15 protein-coding genes are annotated in these 26,764 nt (G+C 67.0%); 5 read left to right on the top strand and 10 right to left on the bottom strand.

Annotated elements, in window-relative coordinates; all coding sequences use genetic code 11:
- Window positions 1–9 precede the first annotated feature (9 nt).
- Both ABE464_RS17455 and ABE464_RS17450 read right to left on the bottom strand, forming a co-directional pair.
- Complete coding sequence (locus tag ABE464_RS17455) at window positions 10–8,985, bottom strand: hemagglutinin repeat-containing protein (RefSeq protein WP_346472969.1); 8,976 nt, start codon at window positions 8,983–8,985, stop codon at window positions 10–12.
- 55 nt (window positions 8,986–9,040) lie between these two features.
- Window positions 9,041–10,789 carry a ShlB/FhaC/HecB family hemolysin secretion/activation protein gene (locus tag ABE464_RS17450; protein WP_346472968.1) on the bottom strand — a complete coding sequence of 583 codons (1,749 nt, stop codon included), beginning with the start codon at window positions 10,787–10,789 and terminating at the stop codon, window positions 9,041–9,043.
- A gap of 414 nt (window positions 10,790–11,203) precedes the next feature.
- On the opposite strand from ABE464_RS17450, the gene ABE464_RS17445 reads away from it, so the two are divergent.
- From ABE464_RS17445 to pgaD, 5 genes are all read left to right on the top strand, one after another.
- Window positions 11,204–12,415 (top strand): MFS transporter, encoded by a 1,212-nt coding sequence (locus ABE464_RS17445; RefSeq protein ID WP_346472967.1) that lies wholly within the window; start codon window positions 11,204–11,206, stop codon window positions 12,413–12,415.
- Between the two features lie 339 nt (window positions 12,416–12,754).
- Window positions 12,755–14,791 carry a poly-beta-1,6 N-acetyl-D-glucosamine export porin PgaA gene (gene pgaA / locus ABE464_RS17440; RefSeq protein ID WP_346472966.1) on the top strand — a complete coding sequence of 679 codons (2,037 nt, stop codon included), beginning with the start codon at window positions 12,755–12,757 and terminating at the stop codon, window positions 14,789–14,791.
- Between the two features lie 10 nt (window positions 14,792–14,801).
- A complete protein-coding gene (pgaB, locus tag ABE464_RS17435) occupies window positions 14,802–16,697 on the top strand; it encodes a poly-beta-1,6-N-acetyl-D-glucosamine N-deacetylase PgaB (RefSeq protein ID WP_346472965.1) in 1,896 nt (631 codons plus the stop codon).
- 7 nt (window positions 16,698–16,704) lie between these two features.
- Window positions 16,705–17,952, top strand: a complete 1,248-nt coding sequence (pgaC, locus tag ABE464_RS17430) for a poly-beta-1,6-N-acetyl-D-glucosamine synthase (protein ID WP_346472964.1) — start codon at window positions 16,705–16,707, stop codon at window positions 17,950–17,952.
- Window positions 17,949–18,425, top strand: coding sequence for a poly-beta-1,6-N-acetyl-D-glucosamine biosynthesis protein PgaD (pgaD, locus tag ABE464_RS17425; RefSeq protein WP_346472963.1), 477 nt, complete (start codon window positions 17,949–17,951; stop codon window positions 18,423–18,425). The genes pgaC and pgaD overlap by 4 nt, the downstream gene beginning before the upstream one ends.
- Window positions 18,426–18,457: 32 nt before the next feature.
- Here pgaD and ABE464_RS17420 read toward each other — a convergent pair whose 3' ends face one another.
- The 8 genes from ABE464_RS17420 to ABE464_RS17385 all read right to left on the bottom strand — a co-directional run bounded on the left by ABE464_RS17420 (window position 18,458) and on the right by ABE464_RS17385 (window position 26,681).
- Window positions 18,458–19,720 (bottom strand): glutamate-5-semialdehyde dehydrogenase, encoded by a 1,263-nt coding sequence (locus ABE464_RS17420; RefSeq protein ID WP_346472962.1) that lies wholly within the window; start codon window positions 19,718–19,720, stop codon window positions 18,458–18,460.
- Window positions 19,721–19,775: 55 nt separating this feature from the next.
- The gene (gene proB, locus ABE464_RS17415) at window positions 19,776–20,924 is read right to left on the bottom strand and encodes a glutamate 5-kinase (protein WP_346472961.1); all 1,149 of its coding nucleotides are present in this window, start codon (window positions 20,922–20,924) and stop codon (window positions 19,776–19,778) included.
- Window positions 20,925–20,937: 13 nt separating this feature from the next.
- On the bottom strand, window positions 20,938–21,198 hold the full coding sequence (locus tag ABE464_RS17410; protein WP_346472960.1) for a YciI family protein: 261 nt from the start codon (window positions 21,196–21,198) through the stop codon (window positions 20,938–20,940).
- Between the two features lie 69 nt (window positions 21,199–21,267).
- Complete coding sequence (gene argH, locus ABE464_RS17405) at window positions 21,268–22,563, bottom strand: argininosuccinate lyase (RefSeq protein WP_346472959.1); 1,296 nt, start codon at window positions 22,561–22,563, stop codon at window positions 21,268–21,270.
- Window positions 22,564–22,638: 75 nt separating this feature from the next.
- Window positions 22,639–23,592 (bottom strand): N-acetyl-gamma-glutamyl-phosphate reductase, encoded by a 954-nt coding sequence (argC, locus tag ABE464_RS17400; RefSeq protein WP_346472958.1) that lies wholly within the window; start codon window positions 23,590–23,592, stop codon window positions 22,639–22,641.
- Window positions 23,589–24,188 carry a GNAT family protein gene (locus ABE464_RS17395; RefSeq protein WP_346472957.1) on the bottom strand — a complete coding sequence of 200 codons (600 nt, stop codon included), beginning with the start codon at window positions 24,186–24,188 and terminating at the stop codon, window positions 23,589–23,591. The genes argC and ABE464_RS17395 overlap by 4 nt, the downstream gene beginning before the upstream one ends.
- 5 nt (window positions 24,189–24,193) lie before the next feature.
- Window positions 24,194–25,519 (bottom strand): acetylglutamate kinase, encoded by a 1,326-nt coding sequence (locus ABE464_RS17390; RefSeq protein WP_346472956.1) that lies wholly within the window; start codon window positions 25,517–25,519, stop codon window positions 24,194–24,196.
- Window positions 25,520–25,592: 73 nt separating this feature from the next.
- Complete coding sequence (locus tag ABE464_RS17385) at window positions 25,593–26,681, bottom strand: acetylornithine deacetylase (RefSeq protein ID WP_346472955.1); 1,089 nt, start codon at window positions 26,679–26,681, stop codon at window positions 25,593–25,595.
- Window positions 26,682–26,764 lie beyond the last annotated feature (83 nt).

Here is a 26,764-nt window from a genome sequence, read left to right as displayed (position 1 = left end):
GTGCCATCCTCACCGCGAAGCGCGTGCAAGGATGGAGATCGCTTCCCATACCTGCGGTGGAAGTGCCTTGGCCATTGCGAACGGCGCAGCCACGGGAATGGCCACCACGCTCCATCCTTCATGCACCATCTTCAACGGCGACGGGCGACCGCGGGTTGCATTGCCCTGCTCATCGTACAGGCCACCCCATTGGCCGCCGATCATGTCGTGCGGGCCGGCGAAGTACTCGATAAGCCTGTCCTGCCACGCGCCAGACGCGTACGGCGTGCCCTTCAGGGTGCCCTCGATGCCCTGGATGCCACCGGTCAGCCCGCCCATGCCCTTGCCTGCCGGGCTCTGCAAAAACTCCGACAGCGTCATCTTCGCCTTGGCCGAATCCCACTGCACGCGCCCCTTGTCGTCCAAGGCGAGTGTTTTGCTCCCCGGCAGCGTCATGCAGCGCTCGTTGCTCTCCCCGCACAGCTGATCCAGGTCGACGCGCGTGCCGCCCAGCTTGATCCCATCGCCGTCCACACCAACGCTGATCCCGTTGATGTTGTTGAGTACGTTGGGATCCTTCGAGGTCGGATCGACCTCGGAATTGGCAGGGTCCACCACGCCGGTAAAGATGCTGGAATTCTTGATCATCTCCTGCCGCATCCAGTCCGCCGCACTGGCCAGCGCCTCCTTGGACACCGCACTGGTCGCCGAGCCGGTCACCGCGCCGATCAGGATATTGAGCATCTTCTCCTGCGTGCGCAGTTCATCGGCTTCGGCCTGCAGGGCCGCCTTCTGTTCCGGCGTGGAGGCTTCCTCGTAACGTTCCCGGATGCTGGCGCCGCGGCTGGCCACATAGCTGCCCACGGCGCTGTGAGCCTGCTGGGTAAAGGCCGCGCTGATCTGTGCTTCGGCCTGCACCTTCTGCGCGAGTTCCACCGGATCCCAGGTGCGGATCAGCCCATTGGCATCGTCGCCGCTGAGCACGCTTCGGTTGAGGCTGGCCACGGTGTCGTCGATGCTCTTGCCGGTCTTGGCCAGCTGCGCGTTGCCATCGGTGATGGTCAGCGCGCCTGCGCTGATGCCGCTGCGGGTAGTGCTGGCATCGCTGCCCTTGTCGCTGGCATAGCCGGGCGCGGCAGCGCTGGCATCGTTGCCGAAGTTCTGCCACGACCAGCTGCTGCCCTGCCCGGCCGGACCGGTGGCCCCTGGCGTGCCGTCATTACCACGGGCGCTGTTACCGCCACTGGACGGGCCGCCTGTGCCGCTCTTGCTGAAGCCGCCGGACAGGCTCAGGCTGCTGGCCTTGTAGTCGCTGCGGTTGTCCAGATCGCGCACGCTCAAGGTGCTGGTGATCAGCTGGTTGCGACCGTCGGCGATGGCCTGTTCGCTGGAGGCGATCACGCCACCGATCAGATCGGTGTTGCCGCCCACACGCACCTGGTAGCCGCCGTCGCCCGCCTTGATCCCGCTCTGCTCGACCACGCTGGCGTAGTCGCCATCCACCTTGGTGTTGCCGTAGCTGGCGCTGCCGGAGAAGCCCAACCCGACCGTGACACTACCGCCGACACTGGTGTCCTTGCTGTGGAAGGTGGAGGTGTCCTGCAGGCTCTCGATGTTGAGGTCACCGCCGATATCGCCGATCACCTGGCGGCCACTGGCCACCGCGCCACGCAGGGTGGTGTCGCCGCCGGATTGCAGCACCAGCGTGTTGCCCGCATTGACGTGGCTGTTGGTCCAGTTCACGTCGGTGCCCTCGCCCTTGCCCTTGGAGCCACTGGCATTGGCGGTGATGCCGGCGCTGGCGCCACCGGAGCCGATGCTGATGGCCACGCCGACACCGCCGCTGGCCGCGCTGCTCTTGCGATCGGTCTCCAGCGTGTTCTTCGCCGCCAGCAGGGCGATATCGCCATCTGCCCGGAGGTACGCGTTGTTGCCGGCGGTGATGTTGCTGCCGACCACGGTCAGGTCCGAGTCCTTGCCCGCGCCGGTGGCGCTGATGCGCACGTCTCCGCCTGCGGTGATGCTGGAACCGGCGGCGTTGTCGTGCGTAGTGGTGGTCTTGCTGTCGCTGCGTGCGCCGCCCACGGTGATGGAGATGTTGATGCCGCCCGCCGCACCCGGATCGGCCTGCACCGCACCCACCGCTGCCGCCGTGTTGAGCACGGTGGTCGCTGCCGCCAAGGTCTTCATGCGGCTGTCGTCGGTCTGGCTGGCCGCCTTCTTCATCTGCTCGGCACTCTGGATCGCCGAGATCACCGGCGCGGTCAGCGCCACCGTCAGGCCGGCCTGGCGGAATTTGTCCTCCTGGGTGGCGACGCCCGTCTCGCGGGCTTCGACGATATCGACCTTGCGCGCATGGATATCGATGTCGCCCTCGGGTGCGACGACGTGGCTGCCGACCTGGCGGTAGTTGTTGCCCGCCACCATCACCACGTTGCCCGCGGTGGAACCGATGGTCGATGCTGCAGCGCTGGTGCTCACGTCCTTGGCATCGCGGCTCTGCATCTGCGTGCCGACGGTGAATGCGACGCCGCCGTTGTAGAGGAAGCCGCTTTCGTCCTTGCGCTTGTAGTGGCTCTCGCCGCGGGTATTGGTTGCCGCCTGCACGGTCAGATCGTTGTCGGCCAGCAGCACGGTGCCCGCATCGGAGACCACGTTGCTGCCGGTCACGGTGATGTTGTTGCCACGCACCGCCACCTGGTGCCCACTCAGCGTGCTGGCGACGGCCTGGGTTTCCTCCAGGCTGTCGCGCGTGGTGTTGGTGGTGGACTTCAACAGCCCGCGATGGGTGTGCTTGCGGCCCTCGCTCCAGTTGTTGCTCTGCTCGCCACTGGCGATGCTGACGTCGTTGTCGGCCATCACCGAGATCGCGCCATCGCTGCTGTAGACCTGCGCGGCGCGCAGGTTCGCATCCTGCCCGGCCTGCAGCTGCACTGCACCGGCAGTATCGATGGTGGTGCCGACCTCGCGCTCGTATCCTTGGCGCAGGTAGTTGTCGTTGTTGCGGACGTTGTTCTCCTGCCGTGCTTCGGTGACCGTGCCCAGGGAGAGATCACGCCCCGCCGAAAGCAGGGTCTGGCCCTGCGCGCCGGTGTTGACCACCTGGGCGCCGTCCATGCGCAGATCGCGGCCGGCCTTGGCCAGCAACGTGGCGCCCTGATCACTCACGAACAACCCGGCCACGCGATCGATATTGGTCCGGCTGAAGTCGCTCAGCCCGGCCGTGTTCTGACCGCTGCGGGTCGTAGTGACCATGTTGAGATCACGGCCGGCACTGGCGACCAGCACGCTGCGCGCATCGATCAGGCCGCCGAGGTTGTCCAGATCGGTCCGCGCGTTGGCGCTGACCGCATCACCACTGATGCGGCCATCCAGGTTGCGCAGGTTCTGCGCGTCGATCTTCACCGCGGTGCGGCCAGCGATGGTGCCACTGTTGACCAGATCGCCGCGCAGGTTCAGCTCCACCGAGCGACCAGCCAGCAGCGTGCCGGTGCCGTCGATATCGCCGGGGCGCACGCGTACATAGACCTGCGGGACCAGCGCGGTGGTGGTGCTGCCATCGGCCAGGGCGACGCGCTGCTCGACCAGCCAGACGATGTCGCTGGTGAGCTGGGCCATCTGCGCCGGGGTCAGTGCCACGCCGGGGCGCAGGCCCCATGCGTCGGCGATGGTGGCCGCATTATCGAGCAGCGCGCGGTACTGCGCTTCATCGTCGGCGTAGCCATCCAGGAAGCGGCGGCCGGTGAGCTGGGCGACCTGATCGCGAACCAGCTTCTGTTCGTAGAACCCATCGCCCAACCGCTTCTGCACGTTGGCCGGGTCCACGCCCATCTTCTGCAGCAGATACTCCGAGCCGAGCCAGCTGCGGTAATCGGCAAAGCGTGGATCGGTCTCGACCAGGTACTGCCCCGCGTTCGGGCCACTCTGGAACAGGCTGCTCTGCGGCAGTTCCGCATCCACGCCGATGGTGCGGATCACCGTCGGCTGGCTGGCCGCCGCGCCCTCCGCACCGGTGCCTGCGTTGCTGCCAGGACCGGCCAGCGAGGCGACACTGGCGTTGACCTCGGTCACCTGGCGCTGCCCACCGACGGTGCCGGCATCGGCTGCACCGCCTACCTGCCCACCGACGGAACCGGTAGTGACACCGCCCACCTGATAGCCGCTGCCACCGTCGCGGGTGTGCTGTTCGGTGCGGGTTACACCCAGGTTGATGGTGCGTACTTCATCGGCCGGGCGATAGGCGATCTTCCCGTCCCATTTGCGTTCGTGATAACGCTTGAAGCCACCGCGCCAGCGGCTGTAGGTGTACTGGCTGGTGCCTTCCTCGCGCACGCGGTACTCGCCGAACGCATCGATGTTGCGCAGGTTGCCAAGGTCGCCCAGCAACGCGCCGCCGGCCAGGATCTGGCTCTTGTCGTTGATCAGCTCATCACCGCGCAGGGTCATGTTCCCGCCGGAAATGATGCGGCCGGGCGCGCTGGAGGTGACCTGGGTTTCGTACTCGGTATGGGTGACGTCGTACTGCGTCCACGCCTTGACGTCGCCGCTGCCGTTTTTCCACCAGTACTTGCCAGCACGGCTCCAGCTGGACCAGGTGAACTCGCTGGCATCGTGCATGCCCGGCGTGCCCTTGGGCTGGATGTACAGCTTCTTGGTCGGGCCGACCACCATCACTTCGCTGGTAGCGAAATGCTCGTTGCTGTTGAGCAGGCGCGTGGCGTCTATGCTCAAGCCACCCAGCGATTCGATGGTCGCGCTGGCGTTGTGCACCGAGCCGGCGCGACCGACTGCATGCCCCTGCGCATCCAGCGCACCGCCGATATTGAGTGCATTGTCGCCACCGCCGGCACTGAAGATCAGCGCCTGCTCGCGGTTGACCACGGTGCCGGCGCCGATGTCCAGGCGCTCACGCGCGGCAATGGTGGCGGCGCGGGTAACGCCCTCCAGCGTTTCGTCACTGTTGACGAGGGTGCTGGCACCGATCGACAGGCGGTCGCCGTAGATGCGACCGGTGCCGACGTTGAGGATCACATCGGCATCGACGCGGGTATCCACGCCGTCGATCAGGCCGCGGTTGCCGAGCACGCCATCGGCGCGCACCTGGGTGCGGATGCCGCTGATCTCACCCGTGACGAGGTTGTCGATCTGGCCTGCGTGCAGGTTCAGATCCCCGGCCTGCACCTTGCCTGCGTTGGTCCACAGCCCCTGCGTGGAAACGGTGGCCTTGCCATTGGCGGTGATCTGGCCATCGTTCCGGTAGTCCTGCTGCAGGGCCAGCACCAGGTCGCCCTGCGACAACACCCGGCCCGTGCCGTTGAGCGCATTGGCATGCAGCGTCTGGTTGCCCGCCGACAGCAGCGTGCCGTCGGTGTTGCCGACCTGCCCGGCGCGCACGTCCAGACTGCCCGCCGAGGACACCAGGCCTTGCTGGTTGAACAGTGCATCGGCCGCCTGCAGCGCGATGCGCTGGTCGGCAGCGATCATCCCCGCGCTGTTGTCGATCTGGGTTGCGGTGAGGTCCACGTTGCGGCCCTGCAGGCCGAGTGCGGTGCTGCCGCCGCTCGTGTTGCGGTTGTCGATGCGCGCGGCGTGGGCGACCAGATCGCCGCCGGCGACGGCCAGACCAGCCTGGTTGACCAGCTCACCGCTCAGCTCGAGGGTCAGGTCCTGGGCGGCCTGCAGGCGGCCGCCGCTGTTGTCCACGTGTTGCGCCTGCAGCAGCAGCGAGGTGCCGCTGCCGACCTGCCCGCCGCCACGGTTGTCCAGCGAGGCCAGCCGCGCGTCCAGCGCCGCCTGCGCCTGGACAAGGCCGGCACGGTTGTCCAGCTCACCGGCACGCAGGCTCAGCCCGGCACCACTGACAATGCCGCCGCGCGCGCCCGCGTCGGTATTGCCCAGCCGCTGGCCGTGGGTATCGATGCTCATCGCCGCACTGGACTGCAGCAGGCCGGCGCGGTTCTCCAGCGCACCACTGCGGATATCCAGCGTGCCGGCGGTGGCGGCGATGATGCCGTCACTGTTGTCCACGCCGCCCAGACCCGTATCGAGGGCGACGGACGCACCGGCCAGCGTGCCACGCAGGTTGCTCAGCCCTTGGCTGGTCACCGACAGCGCGCGCTCGGCCTGGATCACACCGGCGGTGTTGTCGATATCGCTCGCACTGTCTAGCGAGACGTCGCCGTCAACCGACGCCAGCGTGCCCGCGTCACGATTGATGATGCGCCCGGCCTGCACGCGCAGCGTGTCGTTGGCGGCGAGGGTGCCGGCGCTGTTGTCGAGGGTCTGGGTGACCGCCACGTCCAGCGTATCGCCTGCGTTGACGGTACCGCCGCGGTTGTCGAGGCTGCCCGCGCGCAGCTGCTGCGCACTACCGGAGGCGATCATGCCGCCCTGACGGTTGTCGAGCAGGCCGTCCACGGTGAGCTGCAGCGCACTGTCACCGGCCGCCTGGACCGTGCCAGCCTGGTTGTCCAACTGGCCGGCGTGCAGCGTCAGATCGCCGGCGCTGGCCAGGGTGCCGCGCTGGTTGTCGAGCGCGCCGGTCACCTTCATCGTGGAGGCCGCACTGCCTGCCGCCAGTAGTTTGCCGTCGCGGTTGGAAAGACTCCCTGCCTGCACGGCGAGCGCACCGTTGCCGATGATCTGGCCGCTGTCGTTGAGCAGCGCATGGGTCACGCGCAGGCCAAGCGTGTCGGTGCCGGTGGCGATCAGCTCACCACGACGGTTGTCCAGCTGCCCGGCGTCGATCTCCATGCGCACCGCCGAGGTGATGCCGCCGGAGACATCGATGCGCTCTCCCTGCAGGTGCAGCGCGCCATTGCTCAGCAGCTTGCCGCTCGCCCCGGCCAGCGTCGCCGCGGTGATGTCCAAGCGGCCGCTGCCGGCCTGCTGGACCTGCCCGCCCGCGTTGTTGAACAGCGCTGTGCCTATGGCCAGATCGCCGTTGCTGGCGAGCGTGCCACCGCTGTTGTCCAGCGCGGTCGCCGCCTCGATGCGGTTGGCCTGGCTGCCGGTCACCAGCAGCTGGCCGCCACGGTTATCGAGCGTATCGACCAGGACATCGAGCGTACCGGTCTGCAGTTCCGCTTGGCGATGATCGACCTGCCCTGCCCGCAGGGTGAGCCTGCCTGCCGTGGCGATCTCGCCGCGCTGGCCGTCCAGCGTGCCGGTGGTGAGCTGCAGACCGTCGCTGCCAGCGTGCATCAGCCTGCCATCGGTGTTGACCAGCACCGCACTGGTCAGCGCCAGCGAAGCGGCGTTGCTGGCGAGATTGCCGTCGGTGTTATCGAGCGTACCGGCCACCTGCAGCTGGGCGGGTGCCGTGCCGCTGTGGGCGATCGTGCCGCTGCGGTTGGAGAGGTGCGCAGTGCGCACATCGAGTGCGCCGCCCACGTTCAATGCGCCGGCGTCGTTGTGCAGTGCCTGGCCCTGCACGCGCAGGTCGCGCTGGGTGGTCAGCTCGCCTTGCAGATTGGTCAGCGCGCCACCGTTCACGGTCAGGTCGCGCACGCCGATGCGGCCGCCGTCGTTGTCCAACTCACTGGCGCGCAGATCGATATCGCCACCGGCCAGCACCGCGCCGGCATCGTTGTCGAGCAGGCCGGCAATCATCACCCGACCCTGCGCGAGCGGGGCGGTGGTCGGCGGAATCGCGCCCGGCGCGCTGCCGTCGGTGCCGCCGGTGCCACTCCCGTTTCCTGGCGTGCCCGGGGTTTCCGTGCCGCCGCCGTTGCCGGGTGTGGTCCCATCCTGCTGGGCCAGCGCGCCGATGCTGCCCTTGTCGCGGTTCTGCAGCTGCCCGCTCTCTACTGCCAGCGCCTGCACACCCGCCTGTTCGATGCGCCCGCCGCGGTTGGTCAGCGAGGTGGCTTCCACGTCCAGACGCGTGCCGTTGAGCTGACCGCCGCGGTTGTCCAGGTCCTGCCCGGTGCGCAGGTTCAACTCGCGGCCCGCGCTGACCAAGCCCTCATTGCGCACACCGCCGCTGGCCGCGATGCGGGTATCGTCGCGCGCCTGCAGTTTGCCGGTGTTTTCCAGCCGGCCATCGACAGTCACGACCAGCTCGCCGGTCTGCGCCCCGAGGTTGCCCGCATTGCGCACGCCCACGCCGTGCTCGGTGCCCATCAGCAGGATCTTGTTGGCGTACATGCCGCCGAGCTGGGCGACATCGAGCGCGTACTGCGGCGTGCTGCCGTCGGCCGCCTGGGCCTGCACGCGGCTCAGATCGGCGCTCACCGTATTGGCGCCGGTGGTGACCTGCAGCTGCTTTGCCCAGAGGCCCGCATTGAGCTGCACCGAGCGCGCGATCAGATCGGTGTAGTCGACCCGGCTGGCATCCATGCCGGCGCCGAAGATATGGATCGCCCCGCCCTGCACGCGATAGCCCTCCAACGCGCCGCCGTTGAACATCGGCGTGCCGGTGGTCAGGGTGATGCGGTTGGCGTTGATAAAGCCGCAGCCGTCGCAATCGATGCCGGCCGGGTTGGCGATCACCACCTGCGCGCGGTCGCCGGCCACTTCCACGTAGCCGCGCAGCTGGCTCGGGTTGGCGCCGTTGACCTCGTTGAGGATCACGCGTGCGGTGCCGCCGGCCAGCCAGGGATTGCCCTGCACCCAGCCGCCGATCTGCGACTGCGTATTGCCGCGCGAATTGTTGAGGATCACGCCCTGCTGATCGACATCGAAACGCTGGTAGGTGTTGCGCGAGACACCGGCCGCACTCGGGGTCTGGATGTTGATCTGCGGCGTGCCGTTGGCCGTTTCCAGCACGGTGGGCCGCTGGTTGCCGGGCGCATTCGGATCGGCCACTACCTGCGCCGCGGCCATGCCGGTCACCCCGACCCAACCAAGCATCACCCACAACGCGAAGGCCATCGGGCGCAGTGCCGCCGTGCGATCACCGCCCTGTCCGATACCAAGCCCGCCGGGGCGCGGGGTGATCTCCGCGGCGACCTGCCAGAGCTTGAGAGCGTGGTTGAACACGAGGCGGTACAGATGCTTGTTCATGACAGTTCCTTTGTGTGCGTGTGGTCGGCGCGGCGCACAGGCGCCAGCGCGGGAATCAGAACGACCAGCTCAGGGTGAATCCGGTGACGGTGTACGCATTCTGGAAACCAGAGGGCTTGTTCAACGGGGCGCCCACGAAGCCGTCCCAGTACAGGCCGCGATAGGACCCGCGCAGGCCGATCACGGTGCCTGCCAGGTCATTGCCCACCTGCCATTGCGTGGCGCTGCCGCCGACATGCCCATAATCGGCGCCGACGTAGAACTCCTGCCCACCGCCGAGTGCCAGGCCGATGTCGTTGCGGATGAGCCAGCCACGTTCGCCCATCAGCGACATCTCGCCATCGAAGCCGCGCACGGTGTAGCGGCCACCGATCGCGAAGCGGTCCTGCGGCACCAGGCCGCCACGGTTCCACTGCGCGCGCCAGCTGCCGGTGTAGCGCAGGCGCTGCTGGCCGAGCTGGAACGGGACGCTCAGCTGTGCGTCCGCGAAGTAGATCTTCGGGTGCGAGGTCGCTTCACCGAACAGCTCCTCGGGCGCTGCGATCGAGCCGAATGCCCCGGTGCCGCGGCGGAAGCCGAACGTACCATCCAGCGTCGCCTGACCGATGAAATGACGGTGGTTCAGGCCGAGTTCCCAGCCGCCCATGCGCCGGCGCTGCACCAGGATTTCAGTGTCGTCGATGAAGTTGCGCGAGTCGCGCTCCCACGCACGCAGGTACATGCTGGTCTTGCTGCTTGCATTGCGGAACAGCAGACGGGTGGCCCGCACTTCGGCGTTGTAACTCTCGCCGCTGTACAGATACGACTGCTGGTTGCCGGCCACGGTCTGCTCATACTCGTAGCCGCTGCGGGTAGCGCCGAACAACCAGTAACCGACCGGCACGGAGTAGTGGAAGGTGAAGCCCTTGGTGCCGCGCTTGCCACCACTGAACACGTCGTGGTTGAGGTTGACGTAGAACAGGTCGTTCTGGCGCAGCGCGTGGTCCAGTGACATCGTCGCGCCCGCCTGGGTCCTGCCGGTGGCCTTGCTGCCCGAATCGTCCAGGCTCAAGTTGAAGCGCACCAGCCGCTGCTGGGACCACTGCACGATCAGGTCGCTTTGCCCGGGCGCGGCATCGGCGCCTTCGGCCGGGCTGATCTGGATGTCGGCCTCGGCAGTCGGCACGCGCTTGAAGTTCTCCAGGCCCTGCTCGATATCCCGCAGGTTGAGCAGGTCGCCACTGCGCGCCGGGATCGCATTCCACATGGTGGCATCCCGGTGGGTGCCCTCAGCGAAGCGGATCTGGCGCAGTGTGCCGGGCACCAGCGTCAATTCCAGCGTGCCGGTGGTGAGGTCCTGCGGCTGGGCCAGCACGCGCGTGGTGACGAAGCCGCGCTCGACGATGGCGTTCTGCACGCGCGACATCACCACGTTGATGCCGGTGGTCCCCAGGCAGCGGCCCAGCGCGGGATCGCCTTTGACGTTGGCCGCAGCCAGCGCCCACTGGAAACGCTCGGCCTGCTCGCCGCCCAAGGTGATGCGCTCGATCGCGAAACACGGCGCCTCGTCCTGGGGCAGCCGTTCCGGCGCGGCCACGGGCGCCTCCTGCAAGCGCGCATCGGGCCGGGTTTCAAGCTGTTCGCGCAGGGCGCGTTCGCGCTCCTGCTGGCGGAGCAGTTCCTGATCGGGGGCAGGCAGTTGCTGTGCCTGCGCTGGCGTGCCGATCAGGGCCAGTGCAGCCGCCAGCGGGGCCAGAAGCAGGGTGCGCCGGGAAGCGCCATGAGAACCGGCGCGAGCCGGGGTGGGTAGTACGTTGTTTGGCATGCAGGATCTCGAACGTGGGCTGGCACGAACCATCGTTCGCTATAGACCGCCCCTATGGAGGCCCGCCAATTTAAGAGCTATTAGCGACATGAAAACCGTCAAAAACCCCACTCACCGGGTAGGGAACCCACCCTTACGCGTGTAGGTATTTTCCTAAATAGTCATTTTTTTGACGCAGCTCACATGGAGGGGGATCGCGCGACCCTTGTTGTGAACACGTTTTCACACGTAGTGCGTGCCAAAGGCCTCGGTGAGGGACCTGCCGGTATCGAACCCGTACAATGAGCGGTCCTGGCGCCGCCGTCGGCGGCGGCCCAGTCCCCTACCCCGCAGATGCCGGCCACTGGCCGGTGTCTGCCGTTGCACCCGCGTGCCGGCACGGCCGCGGTGCGCTACCTGTCCGGAAACATGCTGATGACTCACCCCACCTCACCGTCCCAGTCCCTGCTGCACGGGCGCCTGTTGGCCTTCGCGGCAATCCTGCTGGCTGCCTTGAACCTGCGCACCGCGGTTACCTCGCTGACCCCGCTGCTGGATGTGCTCGGCCAGACCTTCGGCTTCGGGACGACCATGACCGGCGTGCTTGGCATGCTCCCCACCGCGGCCTTCGCGCTGTTCGGCGTGACCACCCCGGCGGTGGCGCGTCGCCTGGGCCTGGAGCGCACCGCTCTGCTGGCGATGAGCCTGGCCACCGTGGGCCTGCTGCTGCGCTCGATGGCCGGCGGCGTGGGCAGCCTGTTGTTCGGCTCGGTGGTGGCGCTGGCCGGCATGGGCATCGGCAACGTGGTCGTCCCCCCGCTGGTGAAGCGTTACTTCGCCAACCGCGTGGGCACCATGAGCACGCTCTACATCACCGTGCTGCAGATCGGCACGATGATGCCGGCACTGCTGGCCGTACCGGTTGCCGAGCAGGCGGGCTGGCGCGTGTCGCTGGGCATCTGGGCGCTGATGTCGCTGGCCGCGGCGCTGCCGTGGCTGATGCTGTCGCGTGCACGCCCGCACCCGGACACGATCAGCGCTGCCAACGATCCGGCCAGCGCACCGCACGGCAAGGTCTGGAAGACCCCGCTGGCGTGGGGCATGACCCTGATGTTCGGCATGACCTCGTTGATGACCTATTCGATGTTCACCTGGCTGCCGCGGATCGTGGTCGAAGCCGGTGCGACGCCGGCCTTCGGCGGCATCATGGTGGCCATCTTCGCCGCCTGCGGCCTGCTGCCATCGCTGACCATGCCGGCCCTGGCCGTGCGCCTGCGCAATCCCTTCGGGCTGGTGTTGATCGGCTTCAGTGCCTTCCTCATCGCCTTCGCCGGCCTGCTGTTCGCCCCGATGAAGGCGCCATGGCTGTGGGCGGTGCTGCTCGGCATCGGGCCCTCCACCTTCCCGCTGGCGCTGACCCTGATCAACCTGCGTACCCGTACGCCGGCCGGCTCAGCCGCGTTGTCCGGTTTCATGCAGGGCGTGGGCTATGCCTTCAGCTGCCTGGGCCCGTTCCTGTTCGGCTGGCTGCACGCGGTCAGCGGGGGCTGGCACCTGCCGTTCGGCTTCCTGGTGCTGTGCGCGGTGGTCCTGTTGTGCGCCTCCTGGGTGGCCTGCAAGCCGCAGAAGCTCGAAGACCAGTGGTAAGACGCGTCCATCTACACGCGCCGTGCGCAACTGCTGACGTAGCGTGTCGCTAACTGACCCGATCAAGAGGATCGGGCGGTGTTCGGAGCCCCTGGCGCGGCCAGGTGGCTGAACAGCTTCATGGCGACGGAGTGCGCTTCCCCATGCTGGCGACATGGTGTGAATCTGTAGAAATTCAACGACTTGCCCTTCCCCTCCGGGTATCACCCGGGGGCTGATTCGTCGTACCCGCGTCTTAACGATTTGGCAACAACTGCGCAGTCAGGCACGATTGGCATGTGATGTGCGTCACACTTTTGACGCAAGACACCTTTGAAAGGATGCTCCAAGGGGGGTTCCATGTACGACCATCGGCCGCTGACGCTCTGCGTCGGCCTGGCATGCGCCACACTCGCTTTTTCCGCTTCGGCGGCACCGGCAGACACTGCGCGGGACAACGCCCTGGCCGAGATCGGCCAGTTCCGGGATCACGCCCAGTGGCTGGATGCACTGGCCGCCATCGAGCGGGCACGGGTGCTGGCCTCGGACGACGAACTGTTGTATCGCCTGCAGGTGCTGACCCTGTCCGACATCGGCAATGCGCACCGCGCCTGGCAGTTGTACCTGGCGCGGCCCACCCTGTTCGATGCAGCACAGAAAGAACGGCTGGAAGGCAATTACCTGGCCAAGCTGGTCGGCTGGAGCCTGGCCTACGGGCCAAGCGAGGACACCCGCCTGGATGAAGCCGACGCGGCCCTTGCGCAGATGCAGCAGTACCTGGAACGCGATGGCACGACGGTGCAGCAGGCACCACTGCGGATCCGCTATGACCGGCTGATCCTGCTCAACCGGCTGGGCCGCCATGCGCAGGTGCGCGATGAGTACCGCACGTTGCTCGCCGAGGGCCACCCGGTGCCGAATTATCTGCTGGCCGCCGTCGGCGATTCACTGATGGCCACGCAGCACCCGGCCGAGGCGATCCCGGTGCTGGAAGCCGCGCTCAAGGCCGATCCGTCGCTGCCACAGGCGCGCTCGGAACTGGCCTACGCATATCTGGAAGATGAGCAGGCCGACACCGCCATCGCCCTGCTGAAGAAGTGGCAGGCCGATGAGCCTGCGTGGCGCTGGGCGCATGGCGCCAGGGCACCGTATGCGAACTGGCCGCGCTACGAGGCCGACCTCAACCTGGCGATGGTGCGTGCCTACAGCGGCGATCTACCCACTGCCCAGCGCGACCTGGAGAAAATGGTCGAGATCGGACCGGGCAACACCGGCACGCAGTCCTCGCTGGGCAACATCTATCTGATGCGCGGCTGGCCACGACGCGCGCTGGAGCGCTACAGCATGGCCAACACGCTGGACCCGCGCGACGTCCCTGCGCGCCTGGGTCAATACGACGCCTACGTACAGGTGCAGCGCGATGACCTGGCGCGACCGGTCCACGACACGCTGCTTGCCGCCTACCCCAACCAGCCCTCCGTGCAGCGCATGGACCGCAGCTGGCGCGCGCACCGTGGCTGGCAGTGGCATGCCTACGCCGAAGGTGGGCGCAGTTCCGGCGGCGGCGGTACGTCGCCGCTGGGCAACGATGACGGCCGCTACGGCGTGGAAGTGCAGTCCCCGGTGCTGGATGACCGCTGGCGCCTGGTCGCGTTCGCCGACCGGCGCAGCGTGGATTTCCAGGACCAGACCATCGACCCGCTGCGGATCGGTGTGGGCACGCGCTACCGCTACGGCCGTGCCGATGCGGAAGCCTTCGTCAACCGCGCCAACGACCACATCGGCGATACCGGCCTCAGCGCCGGATTCGGCTGGCAGTTCAGCGATCAATGGCATGCCGGCATCACCGCCGCACGCAATGACCCGGATGCGTCGATGCAGGCACGCGTCTCCGGCATCACCGCCGACAGCATCGCACTGGCGGCCGACTACCGCCTCGACGAGCGCACCCACTGGAGCGTAGGCGCCAGCCAGTTCCGCTACGACGACGGCAACCGTCGCGATACCGTCAGCACGGCCATCGAGCAGCGCCTGATGACCCGACCAACCGTGTTCCTGGACGGGCTGGGCAGCGTGTATGCCAGCCGCGGCAGCCGCGATGACGCGCCCTACTTCAACCCGTCCGAGGACCACTCGGTGGAGATCGGCCTGCGCGTGGACCAGCAGTTGTGGCGCCACTACGAACGCCACTTCCGCCATCGCCTGACCGTCTCGGTCGGCCAGTACTGGCAGCAGGGCTATGGCAGCGCGATCGTGCCCTCGGCGGAATACCGCCACGAGTGGCAGCTCGGCGAAGGCCGCATTTTCGAGTACGGCATCCGCTGGTCGCGACCGGTCTATGACGGACAGCGTGAACGACACATCGGCCTGGATGCCGGCCTGCGGTGGGGAGAATGACATGCGGAACATGGACTTGAAGCGTTGGACCCACTGGCTGTTGCTGGCCCTGCTCATCGTGGTGCTGCCGGCACAGGCGCAGCAACCGCCGGCCGTACTCGACGCCACCGACAACGGATTGCTGGTGCTGAGCTACCACGACATCCGCGACGAGGTGGCCGCCCGCGGCGATCCGGATGCGTATGCCGTGAGCACGCAGAACTTCGCCGCCCACCTGGACTGGTTGTCCGCACATGGCTATCACCCGGTGTCGTTGTCGCAGCTGATCACCGCGTCACAAGGCGGCACACCCCTGCCCCCCAAGCCGGTACTGCTGACCTTCGATGACGGCCTGCGCAGCGTGTACAGCAAGGTCTTCCCGCTGCTGCGCGCCTACAACTATCCGGCGCTGGTCGCGGTAATCACCGACTACGTGGACATGCCGGCCGGGCGCCAGATCGACTACGGCTACCGCCCCTTCACCCGCGATGATTTTCTGACCTGGGCGCAGCTGCGCGAGATGCAGAAAAGCGGGCTGATCGAACTGGCCAGCCACACCGACAACCTGCACCACGGCGTGCAGTCCAATCCGCAGGGCAATTCCACTCCAGCGGTGATCACAAGGACCTACGATCCCGCCCGAAAGACCTACGAAACCGCGGCCGAGTACGAAGCCCGCCTGCGCGCCGACCTGGGCCGCAGCGTGGAGCGCATCCAGCGCAATGTGGGAGTGAGCCCGAAGGCGATCGTGTGGCCTTACGCGGCCTACAACGCACTGAGCAACGACATCGCCGAGCAGCTGGGCATGCCGGTCTCGTTCGATCTGGAAGGGCGCAGCACGCCGGTCAAACGTGATCTGCACGGTCTGGCGCGCCTGCTGGTGACCAATAACCCGACCGTGGTGCAGTTGGCCTACGAACTGCGCCGCGATGTCGAGCGCGATGGCATGCGGGCGCTGCAGATCGACCTGGATGCGGTCTACGATGCCGACCCGGTGCAACAGGGCAAGAACCTGGATGCGCTGATCGATCGGGTCAAGAAAATCGGCCCGACCCACGTGTTCCTGCAGGCCTTCGCCGATCCGGACGGCAACGGCTCGGCCGATGCGCTGTACTTCCCCAACCGCCATCTGCCGATGCGTGCGGATCTTTTCAACCGCGTGGCGTGGCAGCTCAAGACGCGCGCCGGGGTCAAGGTATATGCGTGGCTGCCGGTGCTGGGCTATGAACTCAAGGACCCGGCCATCCGCAAGGCGCTGGCCATCAAGAGCCCGGAAAGCGATGGCATCTTCCGGCTGGATTTCACCCGGCCGCAGGTGCGCCGGATCATCGATGACATCTACGAAGACCTGGCGATCAACTCGTACTTCGAGGGCCTGCTCTTCCACGATGACGCCTACCTGCGCGACACCGAGCTGACCCAGTTGCCGCAGGAAGGCGATGACGGCGCACGCACCCAGGCCCTGATCGACTTCACCCTGGAGCTGCGCACCGCGGCGCAGCGCTGGCGGCCCAAGCTGGGCACCGTGCGCAACCTGTATGCCCAGCCCGTGCTGGAACCGCAGAGCGCGAGCTGGTTCGCCCAGCGCCTGGACCTGTTCAACAAGGCCTACGACCACACCGCCCTGATGGCGATGCCGTGGATGGAAGGCAGCCGCAGCCCGGAACGCTGGCTGGACCGACTGGTTGTGGCGGTGAAGCAGCACGATCCGCAGTTGTCGCAGACGATGTTCGAGCTGCAGACGTTGGACTGGCGCACCGGAAAGCCGATCCCCGGCGACCGCCTGCGCGCGCAGATCCGTCGTCTACAGGCGCAGGGCGTGCGTCATTTCGCCTGGTATCCGGATGATTTCATCGCCGGACGTCCCTCCACGTATGACGCCCGCGCGGCCATGTCGGCCCGCAGCTTCCCGTACGAGGAAAAGTGAGGTCGCCATGCATCCTCTTCTCTATATTCTGTTCCAGTTCGCCTTCTTCTACCCGATGGTGATGGCGTTCTTCTGGATGTCCGGCGGCCTGTATTACTTCTTCCGGCGCGAGCGCAAGGCACGCGACCGCGATGATCCGCCGCCAATGGACGACTACCCGTTCGCCTCGATCCTGATCCCCTGCCACAACGAGGCGGAGAACCTGGACGACACCCTCGGCTCGGCGCTCAGGCAGAACTACCCGGATTTCGAAGTGATCGCCATCAACGATGGCAGCAGTGACGATACCGGGGCGCGCCTGGATGCGCTGGCCGCCCTGCACCCGCGGCTGCGGGTGGTGCACCTGGACCGCAATCTGGGCAAAGCCAATGCGCTGCGCATGGGCGCACTCGCCGCACGCTCGGAGTTCCTGGTGTGCATCGATGGCGATGCGATGCTGGAGGAATACGCCACCCACTGGATGGTGTGGCACCTGACCTCGGGCCCGCGCGTCGGCGCCGTCACCGGCAACCCGCGCATCCGCAACCGCTCCACCCTGCTGGGCCGGCTGCAGGTGGCCGAGTTCTCCTCGATCATCGGCATGATCAAGCGGGCGCAGCGGGTGTACGGGCGCATCTTCACCATCTCCGGGGTGATCGCCGCATTCCGTCGCACCGCGCTGCACCGGATCGGCTACTGGGCCGATGACATGGTGACCGAAGACATCGACATCAGCTGGCGCCTGCAGCTGGATCATTGGGACATCCGCTACGAGCCCAATGCGCTGTGTTTCATCCTGATGCCGGAAACGCTGAAAGGGCTGTGGCGGCAGCGCCTGCGCTGGGCCCAGGGCGGCGTGGAAGTGCTGCTGCGCCATGGCGGCTCGCTGTTCCACTGGCGCAAACGGCGGATGTGGGGCGTGCTGCTGGAGTACATCCTCAGCGTGCTGTGGGCTTACACGATGCTGGCGATCATCGTGCTGTGGGCGGTGGGCAAGTTCATGGTGCTGCCGCCGGAGCTGTACATCGCCACGCTGCTGCCGCAGTGGCATGGCGTGATCCTGGCCTTGGTCTGTCTACTGCAGTTCGCCAGCAGCCTGATCATCGACCGCCGTTACGAAACGCATATTGGACGTAATTACTTCTGGGTGATCTGGTACCCGATGGCGTACTGGCTCATCAGTCTGTTCACGACCCTGGTGGCGTTCCCCAAGACGATCTTCAAACGTCGTGGCAAGCGCGCGGTCTGGGTCAGTCCTGACCGGGGTATCCGATGAACACCGTCAAATCCACCCGCCGCTTCGACTCGCGGCTGATCCAGAAACCGCGCCAGCAGCCGCGTCTGCAGCGCACCGCCTGGGGCTTTGTGACCATCGCCTTCTGGGCGTTCTATTTCTACCTGTGGGCCCCGCTGGTGACGCTGGTCTCCTGGGTGCTGGGCGGGCAGATGGCCTGGACCCAGCTGTACGAGCAGAAGCAGACCATCGATCCGTTCGTGATGATCGCGCTGCCGGTGATGCTGGTCTGCTGCGCGGCGCTGCTGATCGCCTGGGCCGAGTACAACCGCATGCGCTTCTCGGGCAAGGAACGTCGGCTGCCCCATGATGATGTGACCCGCGAGGAGATGGCGCACGATCTGGGCGCGAGTGCCGGGGTAGCGGCGCAGTTGGCGGACGGCAAGGCCGTGACGCTGCACATGGATGACCACGCGCGGCCGGTGCGGGTGACCGCGCAGGTGTTGACCGGTTGAGGGTCGTGCCGGCCGGCGGCCGGCACAACCGATTACGTGCGCGTCTGGCCCTCGCCGCGGACGACGAAACGTTCGACGGTCAGCGCTTCCAGTCCCATCGGGCCGTAAGCGTGCAGGCGGGTGGTGGAGATACCGATCTCCGCGCCCAGGCCCAGCTCGCCACCGTCGGAGAAACGCGAGGATGCGTTGACCATCACCACGGCCGAGCGCAGGGCGTGCACGAAGCGCTCGGCTGCCGCGGGATCTTCGGTGGCGATCACTTCGGTGTGGTCCGAGCTGTACTGCTGGATGTGGGCCAGCGCCTGATCGAGGTCATCCACCACACGCACCGCGATGATCAGATCCAGATACTCGGCGGCATAATCATCGTCGCTGGCCGCCTCGGCGTCGGGCAGCCACTGGCGTGCCACCGCATCGGCGCGCACCTGCACGCCGCGCTCGGCCAGCGCCTGCGCCACCAGGGGCAGGAAGCTGGATGCCATGTCGGCGTGCACCAGCAGCGTTTCCAGCGAGTTGCAGGCCGACGGCCGGCTGCACTTGCCGTCCACCAGCAGGCGCAGCGCCAGCGCGGGATCGGCGGCACGGTCCACGTACAGATGGCACACGCCCTTGTAATGCTTGATCACCGGCACGCGCGCATGCTCGGCCACGAAGCGGATCAGCCCTTCCCCGCCGCGCGGGATCGCCAGATCGATCAGGTCGTTGAGCTGCAGCAGGGCAAGCATGGTCTCCCGGCGCAGGTCTTCGACCAGCGTCAGCGCGGCATCGGCCACACCCGCCTCGCGCAGGGCGCGCTTGAGCGACGCCGCAATCGCGGTGTTGGAGTGGATCGCCTCCGAGCCACCGCGCAGGATCACGCCGTTGCCGGCCTTGATGCACAGTGCGGCCGCATCAGCGGTCACGTTCGGGCGCGCCTCGTAGATCATTGCGATCACGCCCAGCGGCACGCGCACCTTCTGCACGCGGATGCCATTGGGGCGCACGTCATCGCGGGTGACCTGGCCGACGGGATCCGGCAACGCGGCAACCTCGCGCAGCGCGGCGGCGATACCGGCCAGACGCTGCGGGTTCAAGGCCAGGCGGTCCAGCATCGCCGTGCCGACACCCTTCTCCGTGGCAGCGGCGAGATCACGGGCGTTGGCGGCAAGAATCACGTCGGTATCGGCGTCCAGCGCGGTGGCCATGGCTTCCAGCAGCTCGGCCTTGGCGGCGGAGGACAGCTGAGCGAGTTGCTGGGCAGCGTCGCGGCAGGCCAGCGCCTGGCTGCGGATGTCGGTGGTGGAGCTGGCGACCATCTCAATATCCTTGAAAAAACACGGTAGAGCCACGCCATGCGTGGCCGGGACGCAATTACAACAGCACCAGGTCGTCGCGATGGATGACGTTGCCACCGTAGTTGTAGCCGAGCACGCTTTCGATGTCGCGCGAGTGGCGCCCGGCGACCCGGCGGATGTCGCTGGCCGAGTACTGGCTGACGCCACGGGCCAGGCAGACCTCGCCGTTCTCCAAGCGCTGGCGGATCTCGACCATATCGCCGCGGCGGAAGTCCCCCTCGGCGCCGAGCACACCACCGGGCAGCAGCGAGGCACCTTTGCCACGCAGCGCATCGGCCGCGCCGGCATCGACCAGGATCGCGCCCGGCTCCAGTGGTGCGTGCCGCAGCCAGTACTTGCGTGCGGCCACGCGCGTCTGTGCGGCATGGATGCGCGTACCGAACAACCGGCCCTGGCTGAGCGCGCGCACGACCTCCGCGCTACGCCCGTTGAACAGGCATGTCTCGATGCCCACGCGCCCCGCCTTGGCCGCGGCCTCCAGCTTGGTGTGCATGCCCCCGGTGCCGGCACCGCTGCCGGCACCGCCGGCCATCGCCAATACTTCGACGGTCAGCTCGGGCACATCGTGGATCGGCCGTGCCTGCGGATCGCGACGCGGATCGGCGCTGTACAGGCCGTCGATGTCGGTGGCGATGAACAGCACATCGGCGTCGATCAGCGCCGCCACGGTCGCAGCGAGATTGTCGTTGTCGCCGAGCTTGAGTTCATCCACCGAGACCGTGTCGTTCTCGTTGACCACCGGCAGCGCGCCGAGCCGCAGCAGTTCGTTGAGTGTGGCGCGTGCATTGAGATACCGGCGGCGGTTGCGCAGGTCGTCGTGGGTCAGCAGCACCTGCGCCACCGGGCGCTCGAAGAAGCGCTGCCACAGCCCGATCAGCTGCGCCTGGCCGAGCGCGGCCAGCGCCTGACGCGCGGCCATCGCCGCTCCGGCTTCCAGCGCGCGCGGCACGATCGCCCGACCCGCCGCAACCGCACCGGAGGACACGATCACCACTTCGCGCCCGGCCAGTACATTGGCCGAGACGAACTGGGCCAGACCCAGCGCGTGGCGTGGCGAGAGACCGCCGCCGTCAGCCGCCAGCAGACTGCTGCCGACCTTGAGTACGGCACGTTTCCACTGCGGGACTGCTTGTTCGGTGAACGGCGAAGGCACGGGCTGGTTCATGGTCTCGATGCGCTCAGCGCGTACTCCATTCGTGGATGCGGGCGGTGGCACTGCCCTGCACCAGCAGCGGATCGGTGTCGACCAGCGCCTGTGCGGCGGCCAGATCGGCGATGTCCTGCAGCACGTAGGCGCCGCCGCTCTTGTCGGTGAAGCCGCCGGTCAGCAACAACTGCCCGCGGGCGCGGACCTCATCGAGGAAGCGCACGTGTTCGGCAGCGACCTCATCGCGGAAGTCCGGGGTGCGGGTGACCATCACCAGATAACAGATTTTCATGGCGCTCCTTTCCCGGGCAGCACCCGGCAAGACGTTGCAAAATCGGCGGCCTTGCGGCCGCCGTCGTGATTACACCAGTGCGGCCCAGCGGGCGCGCAGTTCATCCAGCCGCAGGTCGGCGGCCGCGCCGGGCGACACGCGCGCGGCCAGGCTGCCTTCGGGGGTACGCCCCTGCCCGGCCGTATCCGCGGCAGCAGCCGCGGCCTTGTAGGCCTCGCGGAAGGGCACGCCGGCGACGGCTGCTTCCACGGCGACATCCGTGGCATACATGCCCGAGTCGATCGCCGCGCGCAGCTTGTCGTCGCGCCATTCCAGGTTCGCCAGCAGCGCCGGCAGCAGCTCCAGCGCGGCCAGGCCCCGGCCGAAGCCATGGAAGATCGCGCCCTTGCTGCTCTGCAGATCGCGGTGGTAGCCCGAGGGCAGCGACAGCAGCTGCTCGATCTCGGTGCGTGCCGCCGCCACGCTGGCGTGGGTGGCGCGCATCAGTTCGATCACGTCCGGGTTGCGCTTGTTCGGCATGATCGAACTGCCGGTGGTGTACTGCGCCGGCAGCGCGACAAAGCCGAACTCGCCGCTGGTGAACAGCGACAGGTCCCAGGCGATGCGACGCAGATCCAGAGTGGCGCCGCCCAGCGCTTCCAGTGCGGCCAGCTCGAACTTGCCGCGCGACAGCTGCGCGTAGATCGGCGAGATCTGCATCCGAGCAAAGCCGAGTGCCTCGGTGGTGTGCGCGCGGTCCAGCGGCAGGTTGACACCATAACCGGCGGCCGTGCCGAGCGGGTTGGCATCGACCAGGTTGAAGGTATCGTGCGCGCGGATGGCGTTATCGATGAAGGCTTCGGCCCAGCCCGCCCACCACATGCCCGCCGAGGACACCACGGCGCGCTGGATGTGGGTGTAGCCCGGCACCGGCAGATCTTTCTCGGCCTCGGCGCGGTCGAGCGCGACCTTGGCGATCTCGCGGCTCAGCTCAGCCACGCGCAGCAGCTTGTCCTTCAGCCACAGCCGGGTCGCGACCAGGATCTGGTCGTTGCGGCTGCGGCCGGTGTGGATCTTGCGGCCGGCATCGCCGAGACGTTCGGTCAGGCGCGCTTCGATCGCCGAGTGGCAATCCTCGAAGCGCTCATCCAGTACGAACGCACCGCTGCGGAAATCCTCCGCCAGCAGGTCAAGCTCACGCTGCAGGCCGACGCGCTCGTCATTGCCGAGGATGCCGATGTTCTCCAGGCCCTGCGCGTGCGCCTTGCTGGCCGCCACGTCGTACAGGAAAAACTCGCGGTCCAGGATCACATCATCGCCGGCCAGGAAGGTCTGGATCTTGGCGTCTACCGCCACGCCGGGCTTCTGCCACAGAAGGTCTGCCATGTCTTGCTCCGTAGGCGGAATTGCTCCGCCGGGTTGTCAGGGCGCGCGCGGCGGACCGCGGCGCGCCGTGGGAATTCAGTGCGGAATCGAGGCCAGTTCGTCCAGGCCCAGTGCCAGGTTGAGGTTCTGCATCGCCTGGGTGGCCGCGCCCTTGAGCAGGTTGTCCAGGGTCGCCACCACCACTACGCGCTTGCCGCCCGGGGCCACGTCGAAGCCGCCGATCTGCACGCCGTGCCGGCCCGCAATCTGGCTTACCCAAGGCGCTTCGTCGAGCACGTCGATCAGCGCTTCGTTGGCGTAGTACTTCTGGTACAGCGCGATGACGTCCTCGCGCGTGACCACCGTGTTGAGCCACAGGTTCACCGTCATGGTGATGCCGCGGAAGTGCGGCGCCACATGCGGCATGAACTCGACCGGCACGCGCAGGTGCGCGGTGACTTCGCGCTCGTGCACATGGTTGGTCAGCGCGTACGGCATCAGATTGTCGCGCAGCAGCTCGGGATTGTTCTTGTCCGACGGCGTGGTGCCGGCACCGGAGTACCCGGAGACACCAAAGCACTGCGGCGGGCCGGCCAGCTGCTGCAGCAGCGGACTGATCGCAAGCTGCATCGCGGTGGCGTAGCAACCCGGGTTGCTGATGTGCTTCTGGCCCAGGTAATCGCCCCGGGTCAGCTCCGGCAGGCCGTAATACCAGCTGGGCTCGAAACGCTGATCGGCCGACAGGTCGACGATCACCGTGTCTGGCTTGACCGCATCCAAGGCGGTGACGAACGGCACGGACAGGCCATTGGGCAGCGCCAGGATCACCGCGTCCATGCCCTTGGCGGCGACGGCATCGGCATCCAGGTTTTCGAACTGCAGCTCACCGTGCCAGTCGCTGTGGTGATCGCTCACGCGCTGGCCGGCCAGTTCGCGCGAGGACACAAAGCCCAGCTGCAGGTGCGGGTGGGCGGCGATCAGTTTGATCAGCTCGGCGCCGGTGTGGCCACGGGCGCCGACGATGCCGACGGTGAAGGTCTTGATGCTCATGCGTGTGCGTCCAGGCGGTGCTGCAGGTGGCGTTTCACCCCCTGCCATTCCGCATCGATGATGGAGAAGATGACGGTGTCGCGCGGGGTGCCATCCGGGTGCCGCTTGTGGTTGCGCAGCACACCGTCCTGCTTGGCACCCAACCGTGCGATCGCGGTGCGCGAGGTGACGTTGAACCAACTGGTTTCAAACACCACGCTCAGGCATTCCAGCCGTTCGAAGGCATGGGTGAGCAGCATCAGCTTGGTCTCGGTATTGATGCCGGTGCGCTGGGCGGCCTCACCGTACCAGGTGTAGCCGATGCTCAGGCGCGGCACCTCGGCGTCCAGATCGTAATAGCGCGTGGTGCCGACGACTTCATCGGCCTCGTTGAGGACCGCGAACGGCAGCACCTTGCCCTCGGCCTGCGCCTGCAGCGCAGCCTGGACGTAGGCGGTCATGGTCTTCGCGCTGGGCACCTGGGTGTACCAGAGCTTGGACAAGGTGCCATCCCCCAGTGCACCGCGCAGGCCATCGATATGCGCCATCTGCAGCGGCTCCAGCCGGGCATGGGTGCCGGCCAGTGTGGGGACCTTGGTCCAATCGGCGAGATTCATGGGGTTCAGCCCTCCAGGCTGGGGGTGCGTACGGCGCAATGCTCGACGTACGCTTTGATGCGGTCGAAGCCGTCGGCGCCGAACCAGAACACCTTCCAGTGGCCCTGCTTGTAGCAGCCATCGGATTGCGCGTAGTAGAAGTGATTGATCGGGTTGCCGTTGCGCGAACGCCAGAACAGCTGCGGGGTTTCATCCAGCATCACGTTCCAGACCGCACGGCCGAGGCCTTCGCCCTGGGCGTCATCGAGCACGGCGAACTTGTCCAGGTACACGCCTTCGGCCTCGTCGGTGAGGATCACCGCTGTGCGGTAGTTTTCGCTCACGTACGCGCGCAGCAGCTTGGTTTTCTGGAAATAATCCGGCACCAGGGTACGGCCGAAGCTGGATTCGATCAGCTGCTTCAGGCGCGGCAGATCCAGCGCATCCCACGTGGTGGCGCGCAGCACTTTCTCGCCCTTGCGCACCAGCGTGCCGGAGCCCTTGTGGGTGAACAGTTCCTTGGCCAAGTCCGCCGGGCGCGTGATCGACACCGAGGACTCCAGCGGCAGGCGATCGAGCAGGTCCTTGATCTGCTCGATCTTGACCCGCATGCCGCCATGGATCCACGGCTGCTGCATCAGCTGGTCGTACTCGGTGGACAGGTTGATCGAGTCGATCACCTTGCCTTCTTCATCGAGCAGGCCGCCGGTGCCGGTCAGGAAGATGATCTTGTACGGCTGCAGTTCCTGCACCAGCTCGTTGGCAGCGAAATCGGCGTTGACGTTGAGGATCTGCCCGCAGCGGGTTTCGCCCAGGCTGGTGATCACCGGGATCGAGCCGGCGCGCAGGCTGGCTTCGATCGGGGCCAGGTTGACCTTCTTGACCTCACCGACCAGGCCGTAGGTCTCCTGGTCCAGGTACTCGGCTTCGAATACGCCCCCGGTGATCGAGGTCGCGCGCGCGCCATTCTGCTGCAGGGCTTCCACCAGCTGCAGGTTGGAGGCCTGGAACACGCGGCGCACGATCGCCAGGCCTTCGGCCGAGGTCACGCGCAGGCCGTTCACGGTCTGCTTCTCGATGCCGGCCGCCGACAACTCGGCGTCCAGCTGCGGGCCGGCGCCGTGCAGCACGATCGGGGTCAGACCGACTTCCTGCAGGAACGACAGCGAGGAGGTCAGTGCCTCCAGGTCATCGCGCAGCACCGCGCCCCCGACCTTGACCACGGCGAAGCGTTTGGCATCCAGCTGCGAGAAACGCTTGAGGTACTGGCTGATCTCCTTCGCACTGGCCATGCTCGAGAGCAGGCGCACGATGGTCTGACGGGTCTGGCGGTGGGGCTGGGAAGAAGGCATTTCGATATCGTCACAGGCGGCCGCGGCCGCGATGGGAGTTCCGTCAGTGGGGGACCACGACGGCGTCATTCGATCAGGCGCCGTGCGCGATGATGCGGTGCACGGATTCGGTGTAACGCTGCAGCTGCTCCAGCGTCACGAACTCATCGGCGGTGTGGGCCTGGGCGATATCGCCCGGACCGTATACCAGCGTGGTGTAACCCCCGGCCGAGAACAGCGAGGCCTCGGTCCAGAAATCCACTGCGTTGCCGATCGGGATGTCCAGCGCATCGGCCACGTCGCGCGCCGCCAGACGGCGGTTCTCTGCTTCGGCAATATCGCCGGCCGGGAAACTCGGCCCGCGGAAGGTCTCGGTGAACACCGCGGCGGCCGGTTCGGCGAAGCCGGCGAACGTGGCCAGCAGCGCATCAATGTCCATCGACGGCAGCGGGCGGAAGCCGAAGCGAACCTCGGCGGCAGGCGCGATCATGTTGGCCTTGATGCCGCCTTCCACGCGCCCGATGTTGAAGCGCAGGCCGGTCAGCCCGCCAAAGCGCGCATGCGACAGCGACTCGACATGGTCCAGCGCGCGGTTACCCCAGCGCATCGCCTGGTGCAAAGCACTGGCCGCCGCATCCTGCTTGCCCGAGGCATGCCCGGCGCGGCCCTTGAATTGCATCAGCACCGAGCTGATCCCACGGTGCGCGAGCACCGCTTCGCTCATCGTCGGCTCGGCGACCAGCACCGCGTCGTACGGAATGCCACGGGCGAGGAAGGCGGCGATGCAACGCGGATCGTTCGCCTCCTCGTCGCTGGAAAACAGGAACGCAGCGTCACCGTCGCTGGCGTTCGCAGCCGCCACCAACGCCGCCGCGGCGCCCTTGATATCGCACACACCCAGGCCGATCACACGATCATCCGCGCGCCGCATCACGTGCGGATCCGCACTCCAATGCGGCGAATCCGGTACGGTATCCAGGTGCACGTTGAACAGGTACTTCGGCGTGCCGCGCACCGCGTACAGGCTGACCGCACCGTCGCCATGGTCGATCACCTCCACGTTGAACCCGGGCAGGTTCGCGCGCAGGTAATCGAAGATGCCGCCGGTGGTGATCGCACGCGGCGGATTGCGCGTATCGAAGGACACAAGCTGCTGCAGGTGATCGAGTGTCTGTTCAAGCATGTGTCTGAATATCCGTAGGGTTCAACATCGGTAGTAGTGCCGGCCGTTGGCCGGCTCTGCAATGATCCAGCCGTACCAGGAGC

The sequence above is a fragment of the Stenotrophomonas sp. TWI587 genome, assembly GCF_039674145.1.
Lineage (GTDB): Bacteria > Pseudomonadota > Gammaproteobacteria > Xanthomonadales > Xanthomonadaceae > Stenotrophomonas > Stenotrophomonas maltophilia_AY.
Note: the sequence above shows the minus strand (reverse complement) of the source record. Positions and strands in the feature narration are given on the sequence as shown.